This window comes from Blastomonas sp. (genome assembly GCF_030373265.1).
Classification (GTDB): Bacteria; Pseudomonadota; Alphaproteobacteria; order Sphingomonadales; family Sphingomonadaceae; genus Blastomonas.
In genome coordinates, this window is sequence record NZ_JAUCZC010000001.1 from 133336 (window position 1) to 151438 (window position 18103).

Consider the following 18103-nt stretch of genomic DNA (forward strand, 5'->3'; position numbering starts at 1 on the left):
CGTATGCCCGGCAAAGTCTATATCCGGCCGGTGGGGTTGGCGGAAAACCCGCAGACCTTCGACGGCGCGACGCTCCGTCTGGGCAACAGCCTGGTATGGTGTCATCTGCTCGCAGTAGAGACCTATGTTGCTGGCAGGCTGACGGCGCGGCAGATCGTCCCGGTCGATGGCTTTGATGAGGCTCTGGGGTCGCTTGCCGCAGATCAGGCCGACCGGGCGCGCGTCCAGTTCGCCAACCTGTCGCGGCAGCACCCGCCGCTGGCGCTGGGCGAGCGGATGCTGCGCTTCGACCAGCCGCAGGTTATGGGCATATTGAACGTCACGCCGGACAGCTTCTCCGACGGCGGCCGCTTCACCGACGATCCCGCGGGCGCCGCCGATGCGGGATTCGCCATGCTGACCGCAGGCGCGTCGCTGATCGATATCGGCGGCGAATCCACCCGTCCCGAGGCGCCTGTGGTGTGGGAGGGCGACGAGATCGCCCGCGTTGTCCCTGCGATCAGGGCGCTGGCGCACAGCGGTGCGATCCTCTCGGTCGATACCCGCAAGGCTTCGGTGATGGAGGCCGCGCTCGATGCGGGCGCGCATATCGTCAACGACGTGTCGGCCTTGCTGTTCGATTCGCGCGCGCTCGATGTTGTCCGGCAGGCCGGTTGCCCGGTCGTGCTGATGCATGCGCCCTCGCAGGGGCAGAACCCGCACACGGGCGCAGGCTATGGCAACGTCGTCACCGACGTCTTCGACTGGCTTGAGGCGCGTATTGCTGCGGTCGTGGCAGCGGGAATCGCGCGGGACCGCATTCTGATTGATCCCGGCATCGGCTTCGGCAAATCGCTCTCCGACAATCTCGCGTTGATCAACGCGCTGGCGCTGTTCCATGCGCTGGGCCAGCCGATTCTGTTCGGTGCGAGCCGCAAGCGCATGATCGGCGCGCTCTCGAACGAGGCGCCAGTGAGCGAAAGACTTGGCGGATCGCTGACGCTGGCGCTGAGCGCGATCGGATCGGGCGCTCAGATCGTCAGGGTGCATGATGTGCCCGAAACGGTGCAGGCGGCGCGCGTTTGGCGCGGGTTGCGCGATGCCGCCTTGACGATGCCCGGCCTCGGCTGACACACGGACGACCATGACCAGTTTCGTCCTCTCGCTCGCCATGCTCACCGCAATGGCGCTCGTCGCCGGTGCCATCGTCCTGCTGCGCCGCGGATTGCGCAAGCAGCCCGTGCTGATGCTCATCCTGGCGGCGGTGATGATCGGCAATGTCGTGATCTGGTCGATTCCGACGGAACGCGGTGACAAGCTGGTCGATCAGCAGACCTTGCCGAACCAGTAACGTCCCCCAGCAACATCTGCCCAGCGAGGGCCGTAATTGGTGCGTTTGGTTAAATGGTCGGGGAGAGAGGATTCGAACCTCCGGCCCCTGCCTCCCGAAGACAGTGCTCTACCAGGCTGAGCTACTCCCCGACCCAGACTTCATGGTGCCTTGCGGCGCCTGGGAGGCAGGGGCGTGCCTATAGCCACGCTGTGGTCCCCATGCAAGCGGCCATTTTCGCTTTTCTCGGGCGATGCAATGGCAAGCCGAAAAGCCCCATGCTAGACCCCGTCTTATGGACACCGCACTACAGAGTCGCGCGCCACACCAGGCGGGCACGCGCCATTTCGAATGGCAATATCTGGATCTGATGCAGCAGGTCTGGACGCAAGGACACGAGCGCTCCGATCGCACCGGGGTGGGCACGCGCTCACTGTTCGGCGCGATGATGCGGTTCGACCTTTCGGATGGGGCGATGCCGCTGCTGACCACCAAACGCGTCTACTGGAAAGCCGCGGCGCGCGAGATGCTGTGGTTCCTTACCGGGGATACCAACATCCGCTCGCTGGTGATGCAGGGCGTGCACATCTGGACCGACTGGCCGCTCGATGCGTATCGCCGCGCGACGGGCGAGGCGATCGATCGCGACAGCTTCGAGGCACGGATCATCGAGGACGCAGCTTTTGCCGCGCGCTGGGGGGATCTGGGCCCGGTCTATGGCAAGCAATGGGTCGACTGGCCGGTCTATGAGCCGCTGGACGATGGCAGCGGCCTGTTCCGTCAGCGTGGGCAGGGGATCAACCAGATCGCCGAACTGGTCGACAGCCTGCGGACCAACCCCGGATCGCGCCGCCACATCTTCGAGGGCTGGAACGTCGCCGAACTCGACCGGATGGCGCTGCCGCCGTGCCACAAGACCTATCAGTTCTTCGTCGCAGATGGGAAGCTCACCGGATTGCTCTATCAGCGCTCGTGCGATCTGGCGTTGGGCGTTCCGTTCAACATTTTTTCCGCGGCGCTGATCATCCGGATGCTGGCGCAGCAATGCGATCTCGAGCCGGGAGAGCTGATCTGGAACGGCGGCGATGTGCACCTCTATCTCAATCACGCTGAGCTGGTCGCGACGCAGCTTGCCCGCGAACCGAGCGGGGCGCCCAGGCTGGACATCGTCCGCCGCCCGCCCAGCATTTTCGATTATGCGATCGACGATTTCCTGGTTCGGGATTACGCGCCACAGCCGCATATCTCCGCGCCTGTCGCCGTGTGAGACAGGGTGAAGGGCAGCACTATTGACCTATTCCGAATCTTGAAATAATGTGTCTCGACGGTGCAATTAGTCGAAAGGCCATCAAGAGCCTTTTCCGGCTGAAAGAGCACAGACCCGAGAGGATTTTTGATGGCCGATGGTCCTTTGAGATCGAATCAGCAGCCGCTTGCGCTGCACGTTCCTGAACCCCGCTCACGGCCCGGTGATCCGGTCGATTTTAGCGATGTGGTCGTTCCCGCCGCTGGCAGCATGGCTCGGCCCGACGAAGCGGTGTCTCCTCACGAGATGCGTGATCTGTCCTTCGGCCTTGTGCGCGTGCTTGACGACGAGCATCGCGCCGTCGGCGCTTGGGACCCACGGCTTCCGCACGAAACGCTGCTCAAGATGCTGCGCACGATGGCGCTGACCCGCGCGTTCGACGAGCGGCTCTATCGCGCGCAGCGGCAGGGCAAGACCAGCTTCTACATGAAGTGCACCGGCGAGGAGGCGACATCGGTCGCCGCTGCCGCCGCGATGCAGGGCGATGACATGGTGTTCCCCAGCTATCGCCAGCAGGGCATCCTGATGTGGCGCGGCTATGCGCTCACCGAGATGATCAACCAGATCTATTCGAACCGCGGCGACAAATTGAAGGGCCGTCAGCTGCCGATCATGTATTCGGTGCCTGAGCTCAGCTTCTTCACCATCTCGGGCAACCTCGCGACGCAATATCCGCAAGCGGTGGGCTGGGCGATGGCGAGCGCGATCAAGGGCGATACCCGGATCGCCAGCTGCTGGTGCGGCGAAGGCTCGACCGCGGAAGGCGACTTCCACAGCGCGATGACCTTTGCTTCGGTCTACAACGCGCCGACCATACTTAACGTCGTCAACAACCAGTGGGCGATCTCGAGCTTCTCAGGATTTGCCGGAGCCGAGCGAACCACCTTTGCCGCGCGCGCGATCGGCTATGGCATCGCCGGCCTGCGCGTCGATGGCAACGATGCGCTCGCGGTCTATGCGGCGACGCAATGGGCGGCCGAGCGCGCGCGCTCGAACAAGGGCCCGACGCTGATCGAGCACTTCACCTACCGCGCCGAAGGGCACAGCACTTCGGACGATCCATCCGCCTATCGCAGCGCGCAGGAAAGCGCCGAATGGCCGCTGGGTGATCCGATTTATCGGTTGAAGCAGCATTGCATCGCGCTGGGCATCTGGGACGACGAGCGCCACGCCGCGATGGACCTGGAGCTGGCCGAAATGGTCAAGGCCGCGACCAAGGAAGCCGAGAAGAACGGCGTGCTCGGCCATGGCATGCACCAGCCGTTCGAGACGATGTTCGAGGACGTGTTCGAGGAACTGCCCTGGCATCTACAGGAGCAGATGGCGCAAGCGCTGGAAGAAAGGGCCGCGAAATGGCCGAAGTGATGCAGGATAACGCGACGTCCGAAGCTGGCTCCGATGAAGCGGCCACCAAGACGATGAACATGATCGAGGCGATCAACAGCGCCATGGACGTCATGATGGAGCGCGACCCCGATGTGGTCGTGATGGGCGAGGACGTCGGCTATTTCGGCGGCGTGTTCCGGTGCACCGCAGGGCTGCAGGCGAAGTACGGCAAGACGCGGGTGTTCGACACCCCGATCAGCGAATGCGGCATCGTCGGTGTTGCCGTCGGCATGGGGGCCTATGGCCTGCGTCCGGTCCCCGAGATCCAGTTTGCCGATTACATCTATCCCGGGATCGATCAGCTGATCTCCGAGGCCGCGCGGCTGCGCTATCGTTCGGCGGGCGAGTTTATCGCGCCGATCACGGTGCGCTCGCCTTTCGGCGGCGGCATCTTCGGCGGCCAGACCCACAGCCAGAGCCCTGAGAGCCTGTTCACGCACGTCTCCGGCCTCAAGACGGTGATCCCGTCGACGCCCTATGACGCCAAGGGACTGCTGATTTCGGCGATCGAAGACAACGATCCGGTGATCTTCTTCGAGCCCAAGCGCATCTATAACGGCCCGTTCACCGGCTATTACGACCGTCCGGTCGAACCCTGGTCCAAGCACGCGGCATCGAAGGTGCCGACCGGCCATTATCGCATCCCGCTGGGCAAGGCGAACATCGTGCGCGCAGGGGAAGCGCTGACCATTCTGGCCTATGGCACGATGGTGCATGTCGCCAAGGCCGTCGTCGAAGCCAATGGCGTCGATGCCGAGGTGATCGACCTGCGCACATTGCTGCCGCTCGACATCGAGACGATCGAGGCGTCGGTCAAGAAAACCGGGCGCTGCCTGATCATCCATGAGGCGACGCGGACCAGCGGCTTCGGCGCGGAACTCTCCGCTTTGGTGCAGGAGCGCTGCTTCTACCACCTCGAAGCCCCGGTCGAACGCGTCACCGGCTTCGACACGCCTTATCCGCACAGCCTCGAATGGGCGTATTTCCCCGGCCCGATCCGCATCGGTCGCGCCATTGCCAAGATCATGAAGGACTGACCCGCCATGGCAACTTTTACCTTCAACCTGCCCGACATCGGCGAGGGCATTGCCGAGGCGGAAATCGTGGCGATGCACGTCAAGATTGGTGACCGGATCGAGGAAGACGGTCGCATCGCCGACATGATGACCGACAAAGCGACCGTCGAAATGGAATCGCCGGTCTCGGGCACCGTCACCAAGGTGGCGGGCGCCGAGGGCGATGTCATCGCGATCGGATCGATGCTGGTCGAGATCGAGATCGAGGGCGAAGTTTCCGACAGCGATGCCGAGCCGGGCTTCGATGTCGCGCCCGAGCCCGAGACGATCGAGGCGGAAACGCCCAAGCTTCCGCCCGTCGAAGAGGTTGCTGCTCCGGTTGCGAAACCGGCACCCGCACCGGCCCCTGCACCCGCAGCTCCAAAGGCCAGCGTGAGAGATGGGCCCCTGCCTTCGCAGGGGGCCGGGCACGACAGTGCCAAGGTGCTGGCGTCACCCGTCGTACGCCAGCGGGCGCGCGATCTGGGCATCGATCTTGCCAAGGTGCGGCCTTCGGAAGGCACCCGCATCCGCCATGCCGATCTCGACGCCTATCTCAACTATGGCGGCACCCGCGCCGGTCCGGGCCGTGCCGCAGACGAGGAAATCCGCGTCATCGGCATGCGCAAGCGAATCGCGCAGAACATGGCCGAATCGAAGCGCAACATCCCGCACTTCACCTATGTCGACGAGATCGACGTGACGAAGATGGAGGATATGCGCGGAGAAATGAACGCCAGCCGAGGCGATCGCCCCAAGCTGACCGCGCTGCCGATCCTGATCGCGGCGATCTGCAAGACGCTGCGTGAATACCCGATGCTCAACGCGCGCTATGACGACGAGGCCAATGTCGTCACACGCTCGGGCGCGGTGCATCTGGGGATCGCCACGCAGACCGATGCCGGGCTGATGGTACCCGTGCTGCGCGGTGCCGAATCGCTGAGCGTCTGGGATATGGCGAGCGAGATCGCGCGCCTCGCCGACGCAGCGCGCAGCGGCAAGGCGAAGAGCGACGAGCTGTCCGGCTCGACGCTGACGCTGACCTCATTGGGCCCGCTTGGCGGCATTGCCACGACGCCGGTGATCAACCGGCCCGAAGTCGCGATCATCGGCCCCAACAAGATCGTCGAACGGCCGATGGTGGTCGATGGCGCGGTCGTGATCCGCAAGATGATGAACCTGTCGATCTCGTGCGATCACCGCGTGGTCGACGGCTATGACGCGGCCAGCTTCGTCCAGGCGCTCAAGCGCCGGATCGAGACGCCGATCTATATCTTCGCGGATTGAATAGGAAATCCTCCCCTGCAAGGGGAGGGGGACCATCCGGAGGATGGTGGAGGGGTGTCACCCTCTCGCAGACGTGGACACCCCTCCGTCAGCGCTTTGCGCTGCCACCTCCCCTTGCAGGGGAGGAATTTTTGAAATCATTACCTAACAATCGCCCGGAAGGTCACCCGGCGGGTCTCGCCCTGCATCAGCCGGTCGCCGACCTGCCAGCGCAGGTGGGTGACGTCGTCGGGGTTGGCCGGGCGCCAGCCGCCTTCGCCCAGCGATACGCGCAGGTCCGACAGCACGCCCCAGCTGCGGCCGCCGTCGATCGATACGATTTCGCTGCCGTCCACCGTCTCGTCGAGGCGCACGGTGCGCGGCAGGGGGTTTGTGACGGTGAAGTCTCGCACCGGCTGCTTGCCGGTGTTGCGGTATTCGACGACATAGATCAGCCGTTCGCCGCGGCTCACCTGGCGGGCGGGCTCTAGCCGCACGCGGCGCGCGCCGGTCCCTTGCGGGTCAATCCGTTCGACGAAAATAGATGATTTGGTGAGAACATCGCTCGATGCCAGCGCCGCTGCCGGTGCCGCCAAGGCGAGCAGCGCGAGAGTTGTGCGCAGCATTCCTTACCCCAATTTGCCCCTGCCGGCCCTGTCCGGCTTGGCAGGGAGATAGCTGCCAGCAGCGAACATATGGTTAATACGACAGCAGATTTTCCATCCGATATTGCTTTCGATGCCGCTGGATTGTGCCGGGGATTCGGTGCAGATATGCAATCAACAGCCCGGATTGCGGGCCAAGGGCATTGTCATTCATGTCGCTACCTCCACCAGACCGTTCCTTATCCGACGAATTGCGACGCGACCGGTTGTTGGCCGCGTTGGCACTGATCGCGGGTGTCGCCCTGTTTCTGGCGTTTCCCTTCGCGATGCGGGCAGGGGCCGAGTTCTTCCTGCCGCTTGCCGTCGCCATCGTGCTGTCGATCGCCCTGGTGCCCGCGCTGGAGTGGATGGAGCGGCGCGGACTGCCTTCGATGGCGGCAGCGTTCCTGTGCCTGGTGCTGTTCCTGGTGATCGCCAATGGCGCGTTGGCGGTGATCGTGGTGCCGGCAGCCGACTGGTTCCTGCTGCTGCCCGACCGGCTGCCCAAGATCATGGAAAACCTCGCGCCGCTGATCGATCTGTATTCGGATCTGCAGAAGTTCGTCGATGACACCACACGATTGGTGTCGGGGTCTATGGTGCGGGCGCAGAAGGCCGCGACGGCCTCGCCCGAATCGCTGCTCGATCTGTTTGCCAGCGCAGCGCCCGGCGTTGCTCTGCAAATGGCGTTCGTCGTGCTGCTGATCTTCTTCTTTCTCGCGGGGTGGACCAAGCTGCGCGAGAACGCGATCAACAGCCGCGGCAGCTTTACCGGTGCAATGGCGACCGCCAGGGTCATCCAGAACGTCGTTTCGGCGACGTCGGCCTATCTGACCACGATCACCATCATCAACCTGCTCCTGGGGCTGTCTGTAGGCGTTGTAGTGTGGATGCTGGGGATGGAGTCGCCTGCGATGTGGGGCGGCATCGTCGCGCTGCTCAACTTCGTGCCCTATCTGGGCCCGGTGATCGCCGCCGTGCTGCTCGCGCTGGGCGGGCTGATGAGCTTTGGCGACCTGTGGACCGCGCTGATTCCCGCTAGCGTGCAGATCGTGTTCCACCTGATCGAGGCCAATCTGATCACGCCTGCGGTGCTCGGCCGCAAGCTGACGATGAACCCGCTGCTGATTCTCGTGTCGCTGAGCTATTGGGCGTGGGTGTGGGGCACCACCGGCGCGCTGTTGGCGGTGCCGCTGCTGATCATCATCCAGACCGTCGTCGCGGCAGCAGGCAAGCCGGATATCGCCGGTTTCCTGTTCGAATCGGGGACACTCACGCGCGCGCCGCGCGAGCCGGAATCGCCAGCAGCAGAGCCACTTTCACCAGTTCGCGGGAAAAATTGAAACACCTGTTGACAGGTGGGATGGTCAATTCTATCAGCCGCGCTCCAACACGATGCGGGTGTAGCTCAGTTGGTTAGAGCGCCGGCCTGTCACGCCGGAGGTCGCGGGTTCGAGCCCCGTCACTCGCGCCATTGGACCGGAGATTATCTCCGGCAAAATGGTCACTCGCACGTGTTGGAACTACCTTGAAATCATGATCGGATCAGGCGCTCCAGCGCCCTGTTTCCATCCAGATCATCAGCGGGCGCATCGGCGCGATCCAGATGATCCCGGCGATGCAGTAGATGATCGATTGCACCGCGATGTGCCAGTTGCCGATCACGCTCGAGAAGCTCGCGACGATAACCGCCCAGATGGTGATGATCGCCAGGATGGCAAAGATTCCCACAGGCTTGCGTATCGTCGGCTTCATGGCAGCATTCTTTCGTTCTGCGGCAGCAACACCTGCTGCTCGGTAATCACCGCATCGAGCGGCATGTCATGGGGTTCGGCGGGCACGTGGTCTGCCTGCTGCACGGTCCAGGCAAGCCCGATCCTGCGCGTGCGGGGATGCGCGGCGCACCAGCCGTCATAATGCGCGCCGCCCTGGCCAAGCCGGTTCAGGGCCGAATCGAATGCCACCAGCGGCATGAACAGCGCGTCGGGAATCACCTCGGGCATCGCGGCATGTGGCTGGATGCCCCAAGGTCCGCGTTCGAGCGTTGCTTCCGATCCCGTCCATAGCCTGAAGGTCATCGGTCCTTCGTGCGATCGCGTCCAGGGCAGGGCGATCATCTTGCCCATATCGAGCATATGCGCCGCATAGCGGTCGGTGGGCACTTCGCCCGGGACGGCATGATACAGTCCGATCGTCTCGGCCCGTTCGATCAGGGGCAGGATCATTCTGGGTGGACGGCCAAAGACGAGAGCGCGGTGACTTTCGGGCAGGGCCTGCCAGTGCGCGAGGCGGCCGGTGCGCATGGAACGGCGCAGTTCGCGCTTTTGACTGATCACGGCCGTCACTGAAAGATCCCGTTCAAAGGCTGTGGCCGCCCAGAGGCTCGGGCGAGCGCTGCCCTTGCTTGCGCAGGCCGTGGGTGGAACCGCCTTGGCCGTTTGCTGGAATATCCTCTGACGCCAGTAACGTCAGGTGGGCGCCGTGTACCGTTGGCCTGAGCCAGGGCAGGGACAGCTCCCTTGGAAGATGTATCGCCTCAGGGATGTTCTCTGCAGCTCGTACCAGGCAGTCCCACGCCTGATTTAGGACTGATCGGTCTGCTTCTCAAGGGCTTCTGCCATATTCTCGATTCGCGCGGCCAATCGTTCGATCGCGTGCGCGGCCAGTTCGGCATCGTTGTCATGCTCGAGCGGATCGGCCGGAGCGTTTTCGGTCTCGGCGTCAACGGGCGCAGACGGGTTCTGATCCGCCTCGCGGTCCTGCGCTTCGGCCAGGTCGTCGGCCATCAGCAGGCCGGCAAACAGCAGCGCGCGTGTCTCGTTCAGACCCCCTGAAGCGCCTGCCTTGCGGGCGGCGGCGTCCATCATGGATCCGAGCCGCGCGAGATGCTCTTCCTCACCCGGCTGGCAGGTGACGGTGTAGATGCGACCAGCGATCGAGAGACGGATGTCCGGCATGGGCGCGTTATCGCTTTTCGGCCAGAAGGGTGTCGATTCCGGCCAATGCTTCGGCCGCAGCTTCTTTCAACCGTGCGTGACGGTCTGCAAGGTCGGCGTCGGATGACGGCCGACCCGCCTGTTCGCCAAGCCGTGCCTGGGCTGTTTCCAGCCGCGTCAAAGCTCGCTCCATGTGTCCGATAGCCAGAATAAGGCGTTCATTTGCCATGGAATGGCTGTAGCATCTTGCGCCGCGAATGCAATAATTTGCCGCCGACGGCGCTTTGCGGAACTTGACGCGGTGCACCATGGATACCAAAGGGTGACGCCAAAGCCGACTCGGCGCGTATTTTCTGCGACATCGAACTTGTCCGATGCCTTGCGATTACGGTGCTGACCGGAAATCAGTTTGGAGATTTTACAGGCGATGTCCGTGGTTTTTGAAGATCTCGCCAATGCCGTTCGGGCGCTGTCGATGGATGCGGTGCAGGCAGCGAACAGCGGCCACCCGGGAATGCCCATGGGCATGGCCGATGTCGCGACCGTGCTGTTCGGCGAGTATCTTAAATTCGATGCGTCCGCACCCGACTGGGCCGACCGGGACCGCTTCGTGCTCTCGGCGGGGCATGGCTCGATGCTGATCTATTCGGCGCTGCACCTGACCGGTTATGCGCGCCCGACGATCGAGGACATCCGCAATTTTCGCCAGTTGCACAGCCCTTGCGCCGGCCACCCCGAGAATTTCGAACTGGCAGGGGTCGAATGCACCACCGGTCCGCTGGGCCAGGGTCTGGCGATGGCGGTCGGCATGGCGATGGCCGAGCGGCATCTCAATGCCGAGTTCGGTGACGACCTGGTCGACCACCGCACCTGGGTGGTCGCGGGCGACGGCTGCCTGATGGAAGGCGTCAACCACGAAGCCGTTGGCCTGGCAGGGCATCTCAAGCTCGGCCACCTCAACGTGCTGTGGGACGATAACCGCATCACCATCGACGGCGCGACCGATCTGTCGACCAGCGAGGACATCCGCGCGCGGCATGCCGCTTCGGGCTGGCATGTTGTCGATTGCGACGGCCATGATCCCGCGTCGATCCGCGCCGCGATGGACGCGGCGATCGCCGATCCGCGCCCGTCGCTGATCGCGTGCGCCACGATCATCGGAAAGGGCTCGCCCAACAAGCAGGGCACGTCGGCCACGCATGGTTCGCCGCTCGGCACCACCGAAGTCGACGCCGCGCGCGCCGCGCTGGGCTGGAAGCACGCGCCGTTCGATGTTCCGCAGGATATCCGCGATGCCTGGCTCGCTTTTGGCCGCCGCAGCGCCGACACCCATGCCGCCTGGGCAGAGCGCCTGTCGGCATCGGGCAAAGCCGCCGACTTCAAGCGTCGGATGGCTGGCGATCTGCCGCAGGGCTTCGGCCTGTCGCAGCATATCGCGGGCCTGCTCGCCGAGCCGCAGAAGGTTGCCACCCGCAAGGCATCCGAACTGGCGCTCGAAGCGATCAATCCGCGGATGCCTGAAACCGTGGGCGGATCGGCCGACCTGACCGGCTCCAACAACACCAAGACCGCAGGGCTTGGCGTGTTCAGTGCGGATAATTACGGCGGTCGTTACGTCAATTACGGCATCCGCGAATTCGGCATGGCTGCGGCGATGAACGGCATGGCGCTGCATGGCGGGGTGATCCCCTATGGCGGCACCTTCCTGGTGTTCTCCGATTACTGCCGCGCCGCGATCCGCCTGTCGGCGCTGCAGCGCCAGCGGGTCATCTATGTGATGACGCATGACAGCATCGGCCTGGGCGAGGACGGTCCGACCCATCAGCCGGTCGAGCATGTCATGAGCCTGCGGATGATGCCCAACCTGCTGGTGTTCCGTCCCGGTGACGCCGTCGAAACCGCCGAATGCTGGGAGCTTGCGCTGCAGGCATCGTCCACGCCGACGGTGCTGGCGCTCACCCGCCAGAACCTGCCGCAGTTCCGCCGGGTCGAGGCCGAGGGCAACCAGTGCGCACGCGGCGCCTATCGCATCAAGTCGGCGGGCAACAAGCGCCAGGTCGTGCTGATCGGCACCGGGTCCGAAGTGTCGCTCGCCCTGTCGGTGGCCGATGCCCTGGAATCAGCAGGCGTGGGCGCGGATGTCGTCTCGATGCCGTGCTGGTCGCTGTTCGATGCGCAGAGCGAAAGCTATCGCAACGATCTGCTGCCCGCCGACGTACTCAAGGTCTCGATGGAAGCCGGCGTCACCTTTGGCTGGGAACGGTATGTCGGCCGCGATGGCCTGACATTCGGCATCGACACCTTCGGGGCTTCGGCACCGATCGAGGCGCTGTTCGATCATTTCGGACTGACCGCAGACAAGATCACCCCGGCCGTGCACACCGCGCTGGGCCAGGGCTGAAGCCGCTAACACGATATCAATCGCAGGAGAATTTCCGATGGCAGTCAAGGTTGCAATCAATGGTTTTGGCCGTATCGGCCGTCTGGTGGCGCGCGCGCTGCTCGAGCGGACCGACCACGACCTTGAACTGGTCGCGATCAACGACCTCGCCGATGCGAAGTCGAATGCGCTGCTGTTCAAGCGCGACAGCGTCCATGGCCCGTTCCCGGGCACCGTCGAAGCGGTCGGTGACACCATCGTCGTCAACGGCAAGGCGATCAAGGTCACTTCGGAGCGCGATCCCGCCAAGCTGCCGCATGGCGAGATGGGCGTCGACATCGCGCTGGAATGCACCGGGTTCTTTGCCGACAAGGAAAAGGCCAGCGCGCATCTGACCGCGGGCGCCAAGCGCGTGCTGATCTCGGCACCCGCCGGTGGTGCCGACAAGACCATCGTGTTCGGCGTCAACCATGACGTTCTGACCGCCGACGATCTGGTCGTCTCGAACGCCAGCTGCACTACCAACTGCCTTGCGCCGATGGCCAAGGTGCTGAACGATACCGTCGGCATCGAGCGCGGCCTGATGACCACGGTGCACAGCTATACCAACGACCAGAAGATCCTCGACCAGATCCACAGCGACATGCGCCGCGCGCGCGCCGCTGCGATGTCGATGATCCCCACGACCACCGGCGCAGCCCGCGCGGTGGGTCTGGTTTTGCCCGAACTCAAGGGCAAGCTCGACGGCTCGGCGATCCGCGTTCCGACCGCCAACGTCAGCCTCGTCGATCTCACCTTCACCCCCGGCCGCGACACGACCGTCGAGGAAATCAACGGCGCGCTCAAGGCGGCGTCGGAAGGCGCGCTCAAGGGCGTGCTGGCTTATACCGACGAGCCGCTGGTTTCGATCGACTTCAACCACGACCCGGCCAGTTCGACCATCGACAGCCTGGAAACCTCTGTCATCGACGGCAAGCTGGTCCGCGTGATCAGCTGGTACGACAATGAATGGGGCTTCTCGAACCGCATGGTCGACACCGCAGGCGTGATGGCCGGCCTGCTCTGATCCTGAGCGCCAACCGAAGAAGGACCTGTATGTTCAAGACCATCGATGACCTGATTGCCGACCGCCACGGCGTGGCAGGCAAGCCTGTTCTGGTTCGCGAAGATCTGAACGTACCGATGCACGAAGGCCGGGTGTCCGATGACACCCGGCTACGGGCGGCGATGCCGACGCTGGCCGAACTCGCCGATCACGGTGCCAAGGTGCTGGTGCTCGCGCATTTTGGCCGTCCCAAGGGCAAGGTCGATCCCGAGTTCACGCTGCGTCCGATCGCCGAGGCGCTGGGCGAGGTCATGGGCCGGCATGTCGGTTTCCTCGCTTCGCCCGACCGCCATGCGATTGACGTTCTCGAACCTGGCAGCATCACCGTGCTGGAAAACAGCCGCTTCTATCCCGGCGAAGAAAAGAATGATCCGGTGCTGGCAAGGCAGATGGCTTCGCTGGGCGATTTCTATGTCAACGATGCCTTTTCCGCCGCGCACCGCGCGCATGTGACCACCGAAGGTCTGGCGCATCTGCTGCCGGCTTTTGCCGGTCGTGCGATGGAAGCCGAATTGAAAGCGCTCGAAGCAGCTTTGGGCAAGCCCGAGCATCCGGTCGCTGCGGTGGTCGGGGGCGCCAAGGTTTCGACCAAGCTCGACGTGCTGACCCATCTGGTCGGCAAGGTCGATCACCTGATCATCGGTGGCGGCATGGCCAACACCTTTCTGGCCGCGCGCGGCGTCGATGTCGGCAAATCCTTGTGCGAGCATGACTTGGCCGATACCGCCAATGCCATCCTCGAGGCCGCAGACAAGGCCAATTGCACGGTCCACCTGCCGTACGACGTCGTGGTGGCGAAGGAGTTCGGCGCGAACGTGCCGTGCCACACCGCCAACGTCCACGAAGTTGCCGCTGACGAGATGATCCTCGATGTCGGCGCGTCGGCGGTCGAGGCATTGTCCGACGTGCTCAAGACCTGCCGCACACTGGTATGGAACGGTCCATTGGGGGCGTTCGAATATCCACCATTCGACACCGCCACGGTCGCGCTGGCGCGCACGGCGGCTGCCCTTACCCGCGAGGGCACATTGGTGTCGGTCGCAGGCGGGGGCGATACCGTGGCCGCGCTCAATCATGCCGGTGTTGCGGATGATTTCTCTTTCGTTTCAACCGCTGGCGGTGCTTTCCTCGAATGGATGGAAGGCAAGGTCCTGCCCGGCGTCAAGGCGCTCGAAGGCTGACCCAGCCATTTCGACCTCAACTATAAACCTGGCACAGACCAAAGGGAAACTCAGATGACCGACACCGCAACCTTCGAAAAGATGCTCGCCCAGATCGAGACCGGCGCGGGCTTCATCGCCGCGCTCGACCAGAGTGGCGGATCGACCCCCAAGGCGCTCAAGGGCTATGGTGTCGAAGAAGATGCCTGGGGCAGTGACGAAGAAATGTTCGCGCTGATCCACTCGATGCGCAGCCGGATCGTCACCTCGCCGTGCTTCACAGGCGAAAAGGTGATCGGCGCGATCCTGTTCGAACGCACCATGGATGGCGAAGCGGGCGGCAAGCCGGTTCCGGCTTTGCTCTGGGAACGCGGCGTCGTCCCATTCCTCAAGGTCGACAAGGGTCTGGAAGACGAAGCCGATGGCGTGCAGATGATGAAGCCGATCAGCGGCCTGGGTGAGCTTCTCGCCCGCGCCAAGGCCAAGGGCGTGTTCGGCACCAAGATGCGCTCGGTGATCAATTCGGCATCGCAGTCCGGAATCGCGGCCATCGTCAAGCAGCAGTTCGAGGTCGCAGGCGAGATCCTCGACCATGGCCTGGTGCCGATCATCGAGCCTGAAGTGAACATCAAGAGCGAGACGCGCAGCCAGTGCGATGACATCCTGCTCGCCGAAACGAAGAAGGCGCTCGACGCGCTGCCCGAGGGGCGCCGCGTGATGCTCAAGCTCTCGCTGCCCGCCAACGCCGGGCTGTTCGCCGATCTGGTCAAGCATCCCGCTGTGGTGCGCGTCGTTGCGCTGTCGGGCGGCTTCAGCCGCGCGGACGCCTGCACCGAGCTCGCCAAGAACAGCGGCATCATCGCCAGCTTCTCGCGCGCGCTGCTCAACGATCTCAAGCATCAGATGAGCGACGACGAGTTCGACGCCTCGCTCGGCGGCGCGATCGACGAGATTCATAAGGCATCGATCGCTTGACCGGCTGCGAACTCTATCTGATCTCCCCGCTCGATGTGGGCGGGGATTTCCCGGACCGGCTGCGGGCTGCGCTGGAGGCGGGGCCGGTGGCCGCGTTCCAGTTCCGGGTCAAGGGTCTCGACCAGCACGAGGCGGCACGGCTTGCCGCGCCGCTGCTCGAGATCTGCCGCGAGCATGATTGCGCGTTTATCGTCAACGATGATGTCGCGCTCGCCAAGCGGCTTGGCGCCGATGGCGTGCATCTGGGGCAGGGCGACGGAGACCCGCGCGAGGCGCGCGAGGAACTGGGCAAGGAGGCGCAGATCGGCGTGACCTGTCACAACAGCCGCCATCTGGCGCTCGAAGCCGGCGAGATGGGCGCGGACTATGTCGCGTTTGGGGCGTTCTTCCCAAGCAGCACCAAGGACGCGAAGATCCAGGCCGAGCCGGAAATTCTGGAGTGGTGGTCATCGATGATGGAGCCGCCCTGCGTCGCCATCGGCGGGATCACGGTGGACAACGTCGCGGCGATCGTGGCGACCGGAACCGACTTCATCGCGGTGTCGGGTGGCGTGTGGAACCACCCCGAGGGGCCGGCATCAGCCGTGCGACAGTTCCTTGCGCTCATGGCCAAGGGCAGAGCGACTGCCGACTGAGGCATCCAGCCGGGCAAGGTAGCTGACGAAATCGGCTTCGAACTCTTCGACACCAGGGACAGCCTCGCCGCGCGCTGCATGTGCCGCGTCAATCTGGTTGCGGGCCTTGCCGAAGATGCCGGCCGCGGGCGTCTTGATGCTGAACAATGGCATGAGTGTCTGATCCAATCCCCGGTGGCTTTTTAGCAGCCATTGCCGATGTTTCCCATCTACTATCTGGCAGTGTCCCTATATAGGAAGAAACAGCCATTTCGGGGCTTTGTCGACCGGGGTGCCTCAGCCATCGGTCAGACGCATGCGCGGGTGGGGGCTGGCGGCCCGTTCATCGCCCAAAGCCCTTGCCATGCCAGCGCCCAACGCCTAGAGGGCCTGTCCAATCCCTGAAACCTGATGGAAACGAGCCTCGCATGAAGATCAGCGGTGTCGATATTCGCCCCGGCAACATTCTGGAACATGAAGGTGGTATCTGGAAAGTCGGCAAGATCCAGCATACCCAGCCCGGCAAGGGCGGTGCGTTCATGCAGGTCGAGATGAAGAACCTCGAAGACGGCCGCAAGACCAACATCCGCTATCGCAGCCAGGATACGGTCGAAAAGGTCCGGCTTGATACCAAGGACTTCCAGTTCCTGTTCGCCGACGGCGAGTCCTTCGTGTTCATGGACGAAGAGAATTTCGAGCAGATTACCATCGCGGCCAAGCTGCTGGGGGACGAAGCTGCCTTCCTGCAGGACGGCATGCAGGTCACCCTCGAAATGTACGACGAGCGCCCGATTTCGGTGCAGCTGCCTGACCAGATCGAAGCCACGATCGTCGAGGCCGACGCCGTGGTGAAGGGACAGACCGCTTCTTCGAGCTACAAGCCTGCAATCCTCGACAATGGCGTGCGCGTCATGGTTCCGCCGCACATCAGCAGCGGCACGCGGATCATCGTCGACGTCTACGCCAAGGAATATGTCCGCAAGGCGGATTGATCGGACCTTATCGCAATGCCTGCCATCTCAGCCATCATCCGTGTCATGGAAAGCGCCGCGCGCAAGGCGGGGGGACGGCTGCGCCGTGACTTCGGCGAGGTCGAGCACCTGCAGGTCTCGCAAAAGGGGCCGGCGGATTTCGTCTCCAAGGCCGATCAGCGCGCCGAGCGCATCCTGTATGACGAGCTGAGCAAGGCGCGTCCCGGCTGGGGCTTCATGCTCGAAGAGGGCGGCGACATTCCCGCCGAGCCCGGCAAGCCGCGCTTCATCATCGATCCGCTCGACGGCACCAGCAACTTCCTCCACGGCATTCCGCATTTCGCGATCTCGATCGCGGTGCAGGAGCCGACGCTGGACGGCAAGGGCTGGGGCGAAATCAGCGCCGCGCTAATCTATCAGCCGGTCACAGACGAGAGCTATTGGGCGGAAAAGTCGCGCGGCGCATGGCTGCACGACCGCCGTCTGCGCGTGTCGGGCCGTCGCAGCCTCAACGAAGCGCTGATCGCCACCGGCATTCCGTTTCTGGGGCACGGCGACATCGGCGAATGGACGCGGATTTTCGGCGCGATCGCACCCGAAGTCGCCGGTATTCGCCGCTTTGGCGCCGCATCGCTCGATATGGCGTGGGTCGCTGCGGGCAAGTTCGACGGCTTCTGGGAAAGCGGCCTCAAGCCGTGGGATGTGGCCGCCGGAATTCTGCTGGTGCGCGAAGCGGGCGGCTTCGTCACCGATTATCGCGGCGGTGCCCAGCCTATGGAGCGCCAGCAGGTGATTGCAGGCAACGATTCGCTGCATTCGCGGCTGCACAAGCTGCTGGTCGGCGCGCTGCGCTGACCGAGCCATTGGCGGTTGCGCCAAGGCGGGTTCGCTTCGCGCACAGGGTGATCCACTCGGGCGCGGCAATCGCGAACACATCGTGTCTCGAGCCTTCAGATCCCGCAATATTCGGGCGTTATTGAGGGCGTCGGCTTTACC

Annotated in this window: 20 protein-coding genes, 2 tRNA genes and 1 other RNA gene; 15 read left to right on the plus strand and 8 right to left on the minus strand. The window is 63.8% G+C overall.

Annotated features, from left to right (window positions below):
* Positions 1–3 precede the first annotated feature (3 nt).
* A complete protein-coding gene (gene folP / locus QUV11_RS00570) occupies positions 4–1110 on the plus strand; it encodes a dihydropteroate synthase (RefSeq protein ID WP_300879962.1) in 1107 nt (368 codons plus the stop codon).
* Positions 1111–1123: 13 nt separating this feature from the next.
* Complete coding sequence (locus tag QUV11_RS00575) at positions 1124–1330, plus strand: hypothetical protein (protein WP_300879963.1); 207 nt, start codon at positions 1124–1126, stop codon at positions 1328–1330.
* Positions 1331–1384: 54 nt separating this feature from the next.
* On the opposite strand, the gene QUV11_RS00580 is transcribed toward QUV11_RS00575, so the two are convergent.
* Positions 1385–1461, minus strand: a tRNA-Pro gene (locus tag QUV11_RS00580).
* A 143-nt stretch (positions 1462–1604) separates the two neighbouring features.
* Between QUV11_RS00580 and thyA the strand changes: the two genes are divergently transcribed.
* From thyA to QUV11_RS00600, 4 genes are all read left to right on the plus strand, one after another.
* The gene (gene thyA, locus QUV11_RS00585; protein ID WP_300879964.1) at positions 1605–2576 is read left to right on the plus strand and encodes a thymidylate synthase; all 972 of its coding nucleotides are present in this window, start codon (positions 1605–1607) and stop codon (positions 2574–2576) included.
* Positions 2577–2705: 129 nt separating this feature from the next.
* Positions 2706–3980 carry a 3-methyl-2-oxobutanoate dehydrogenase (2-methylpropanoyl-transferring) subunit alpha gene (locus tag QUV11_RS00590; protein ID WP_300879965.1) on the plus strand — a complete coding sequence of 425 codons (1275 nt, stop codon included), beginning with the start codon at positions 2706–2708 and terminating at the stop codon, positions 3978–3980.
* A 53-nt stretch (positions 3981–4033) separates the two neighbouring features.
* Entirely contained in the window at positions 4034–5038 is a 1005-nt protein-coding gene (locus QUV11_RS00595) for an alpha-ketoacid dehydrogenase subunit beta (RefSeq protein ID WP_300880049.1), read from the plus strand.
* Between the two features lie 6 nt (positions 5039–5044).
* The gene (locus tag QUV11_RS00600; RefSeq protein WP_300879966.1) at positions 5045–6343 is read left to right on the plus strand and encodes a dihydrolipoamide acetyltransferase family protein; all 1299 of its coding nucleotides are present in this window, start codon (positions 5045–5047) and stop codon (positions 6341–6343) included.
* Between the two features lie 140 nt (positions 6344–6483).
* On the opposite strand, the gene QUV11_RS00605 is transcribed toward QUV11_RS00600, so the two are convergent.
* Positions 6484–6948 (minus strand): hypothetical protein, encoded by a 465-nt coding sequence (locus QUV11_RS00605; RefSeq protein WP_300879967.1) that lies wholly within the window; start codon positions 6946–6948, stop codon positions 6484–6486.
* Between the two features lie 191 nt (positions 6949–7139).
* Here QUV11_RS00605 and QUV11_RS00610 point away from each other — a divergent pair, with 191 nt between their 5' ends.
* Both QUV11_RS00610 and QUV11_RS00615 read left to right on the plus strand, forming a co-directional pair.
* A complete protein-coding gene (locus QUV11_RS00610) occupies positions 7140–8309 on the plus strand; it encodes an AI-2E family transporter (RefSeq protein ID WP_300879968.1) in 1170 nt (389 codons plus the stop codon).
* 54 nt (positions 8310–8363) lie between these two features.
* Positions 8364–8440 (plus strand) — tRNA-Asp (locus QUV11_RS00615).
* A gap of 71 nt (positions 8441–8511) precedes the next feature.
* Here QUV11_RS00615 and QUV11_RS00620 read toward each other — a convergent pair.
* From QUV11_RS00620 to QUV11_RS00640, 5 genes are all read right to left on the minus strand, one after another.
* A complete protein-coding gene (locus tag QUV11_RS00620) occupies positions 8512–8721 on the minus strand; it encodes a DUF2842 domain-containing protein (protein ID WP_300879969.1) in 210 nt (69 codons plus the stop codon).
* Positions 8718–9311 carry a 5-formyltetrahydrofolate cyclo-ligase gene (locus QUV11_RS00625; RefSeq protein WP_300879970.1) on the minus strand — a complete coding sequence of 198 codons (594 nt, stop codon included), beginning with the start codon at positions 9309–9311 and terminating at the stop codon, positions 8718–8720. The genes QUV11_RS00620 and QUV11_RS00625 overlap by 4 nt, the downstream gene beginning before the upstream one ends.
* A 73-nt stretch (positions 9312–9384) precedes the next feature.
* Positions 9385–9541, minus strand: a non-coding RNA gene (gene ssrS, locus QUV11_RS00630) — 6S RNA.
* A 7-nt stretch (positions 9542–9548) separates the two neighbouring features.
* Positions 9549–9923, minus strand: coding sequence for a cell division protein ZapA (locus QUV11_RS00635; RefSeq protein ID WP_300879971.1), 375 nt, complete (start codon positions 9921–9923; stop codon positions 9549–9551).
* A gap of 7 nt (positions 9924–9930) precedes the next feature.
* Entirely contained in the window at positions 9931–10131 is a 201-nt protein-coding gene (locus QUV11_RS00640) for a hypothetical protein (RefSeq protein WP_300879972.1), read from the minus strand.
* A gap of 198 nt (positions 10132–10329) precedes the next feature.
* Here QUV11_RS00640 and tkt point away from each other — a divergent pair, with 198 nt between their 5' ends.
* The 5 genes from tkt (at position 10330) to thiE (ending at position 16157) form a co-directional block, all read left to right on the plus strand.
* Entirely contained in the window at positions 10330–12303 is a 1974-nt protein-coding gene (tkt, locus tag QUV11_RS00645) for a transketolase (RefSeq protein WP_300879973.1), read from the plus strand.
* A gap of 37 nt (positions 12304–12340) precedes the next feature.
* Positions 12341–13348, plus strand: coding sequence for a type I glyceraldehyde-3-phosphate dehydrogenase (gap, locus tag QUV11_RS00650; protein WP_300879974.1), 1008 nt, complete (start codon positions 12341–12343; stop codon positions 13346–13348).
* Positions 13349–13377: 29 nt separating this feature from the next.
* Positions 13378–14568 (plus strand): phosphoglycerate kinase, encoded by a 1191-nt coding sequence (gene pgk / locus QUV11_RS00655; RefSeq protein ID WP_300879975.1) that lies wholly within the window; start codon positions 13378–13380, stop codon positions 14566–14568.
* Between the two features lie 81 nt (positions 14569–14649).
* The gene (locus QUV11_RS00660; protein ID WP_300880050.1) at positions 14650–15522 is read left to right on the plus strand and encodes a fructose bisphosphate aldolase; all 873 of its coding nucleotides are present in this window, start codon (positions 14650–14652) and stop codon (positions 15520–15522) included.
* Positions 15519–16157 carry a thiamine phosphate synthase gene (gene thiE, locus QUV11_RS00665; RefSeq protein WP_289618665.1) on the plus strand — a complete coding sequence of 213 codons (639 nt, stop codon included), beginning with the start codon at positions 15519–15521 and terminating at the stop codon, positions 16155–16157. The genes QUV11_RS00660 and thiE overlap by 4 nt, the downstream gene beginning before the upstream one ends.
* Here thiE and QUV11_RS00670 read toward each other — a convergent pair.
* Positions 16101–16310, minus strand: a complete 210-nt coding sequence (locus QUV11_RS00670) for a hypothetical protein (protein ID WP_289618666.1) — start codon at positions 16308–16310, stop codon at positions 16101–16103. The genes thiE and QUV11_RS00670 overlap by 57 nt on opposite strands.
* A 254-nt stretch (positions 16311–16564) precedes the next feature.
* Between QUV11_RS00670 and efp the strand changes: the two genes are divergently transcribed.
* The gene (efp, locus tag QUV11_RS00675; protein ID WP_300879976.1) at positions 16565–17128 is read left to right on the plus strand and encodes an elongation factor P; all 564 of its coding nucleotides are present in this window, start codon (positions 16565–16567) and stop codon (positions 17126–17128) included.
* 15 nt (positions 17129–17143) lie between these two features.
* The gene (locus QUV11_RS00680) at positions 17144–17962 is read left to right on the plus strand and encodes an inositol monophosphatase family protein (protein WP_300879977.1); all 819 of its coding nucleotides are present in this window, start codon (positions 17144–17146) and stop codon (positions 17960–17962) included.
* Positions 17963–18103 lie beyond the last annotated feature (141 nt).

Excerpts from the sequence above, each read along its gene's own strand:
- thyA (WP_300879964.1), top strand. The coding sequence starts at position 1,605 with ATGGACACCGCACTACAGAGTCGCGCGCCACACCAGGCGGGCACGCGC.
- QUV11_RS00595 (WP_300880049.1), top strand. The coding sequence starts at position 4,034 with ATGAACATGATCGAGGCGATCAACAGCGCCATGGACGTCATGATGGAG.
- folP (WP_300879962.1), top strand. The coding sequence starts at position 4 with ATGCCCGGCAAAGTCTATATCCGGCCGGTGGGGTTGGCGGAAAACCCG.
- efp (WP_300879976.1), top strand. The coding sequence starts at position 16,565 with ATGAAGATCAGCGGTGTCGATATTCGCCCCGGCAACATTCTGGAACAT.
- QUV11_RS00600 (WP_300879966.1), top strand. The coding sequence starts at position 5,045 with ATGGCAACTTTTACCTTCAACCTGCCCGACATCGGCGAGGGCATTGCC.
- QUV11_RS00575 (WP_300879963.1), top strand. The coding sequence starts at position 1,124 with ATGACCAGTTTCGTCCTCTCGCTCGCCATGCTCACCGCAATGGCGCTC.
- QUV11_RS00605 (WP_300879967.1), bottom strand. The coding sequence starts at position 6,948 with ATGCTGCGCACAACTCTCGCGCTGCTCGCCTTGGCGGCACCGGCAGCG.
- QUV11_RS00680 (WP_300879977.1), top strand. The coding sequence starts at position 17,144 with ATGCCTGCCATCTCAGCCATCATCCGTGTCATGGAAAGCGCCGCGCGC.
- QUV11_RS00660 (WP_300880050.1), top strand. The coding sequence starts at position 14,650 with ATGCTCGCCCAGATCGAGACCGGCGCGGGCTTCATCGCCGCGCTCGAC.
- QUV11_RS00620 (WP_300879969.1), bottom strand. The coding sequence starts at position 8,721 with ATGAAGCCGACGATACGCAAGCCTGTGGGAATCTTTGCCATCCTGGCG.
- QUV11_RS00670 (WP_289618666.1), bottom strand. The coding sequence starts at position 16,310 with ATGCCATTGTTCAGCATCAAGACGCCCGCGGCCGGCATCTTCGGCAAG.
- QUV11_RS00640 (WP_300879972.1), bottom strand. The coding sequence starts at position 10,131 with ATGGCAAATGAACGCCTTATTCTGGCTATCGGACACATGGAGCGAGCT.
- QUV11_RS00590 (WP_300879965.1), top strand. The coding sequence starts at position 2,706 with ATGGCCGATGGTCCTTTGAGATCGAATCAGCAGCCGCTTGCGCTGCAC.
- tkt (WP_300879973.1), top strand. The coding sequence starts at position 10,330 with ATGTCCGTGGTTTTTGAAGATCTCGCCAATGCCGTTCGGGCGCTGTCG.
- gap (WP_300879974.1), top strand. The coding sequence starts at position 12,341 with ATGGCAGTCAAGGTTGCAATCAATGGTTTTGGCCGTATCGGCCGTCTG.
- pgk (WP_300879975.1), top strand. The coding sequence starts at position 13,378 with ATGTTCAAGACCATCGATGACCTGATTGCCGACCGCCACGGCGTGGCA.
- QUV11_RS00610 (WP_300879968.1), top strand. The coding sequence starts at position 7,140 with ATGTCGCTACCTCCACCAGACCGTTCCTTATCCGACGAATTGCGACGC.
- QUV11_RS00635 (WP_300879971.1), bottom strand. The coding sequence starts at position 9,923 with ATGCCGGACATCCGTCTCTCGATCGCTGGTCGCATCTACACCGTCACC.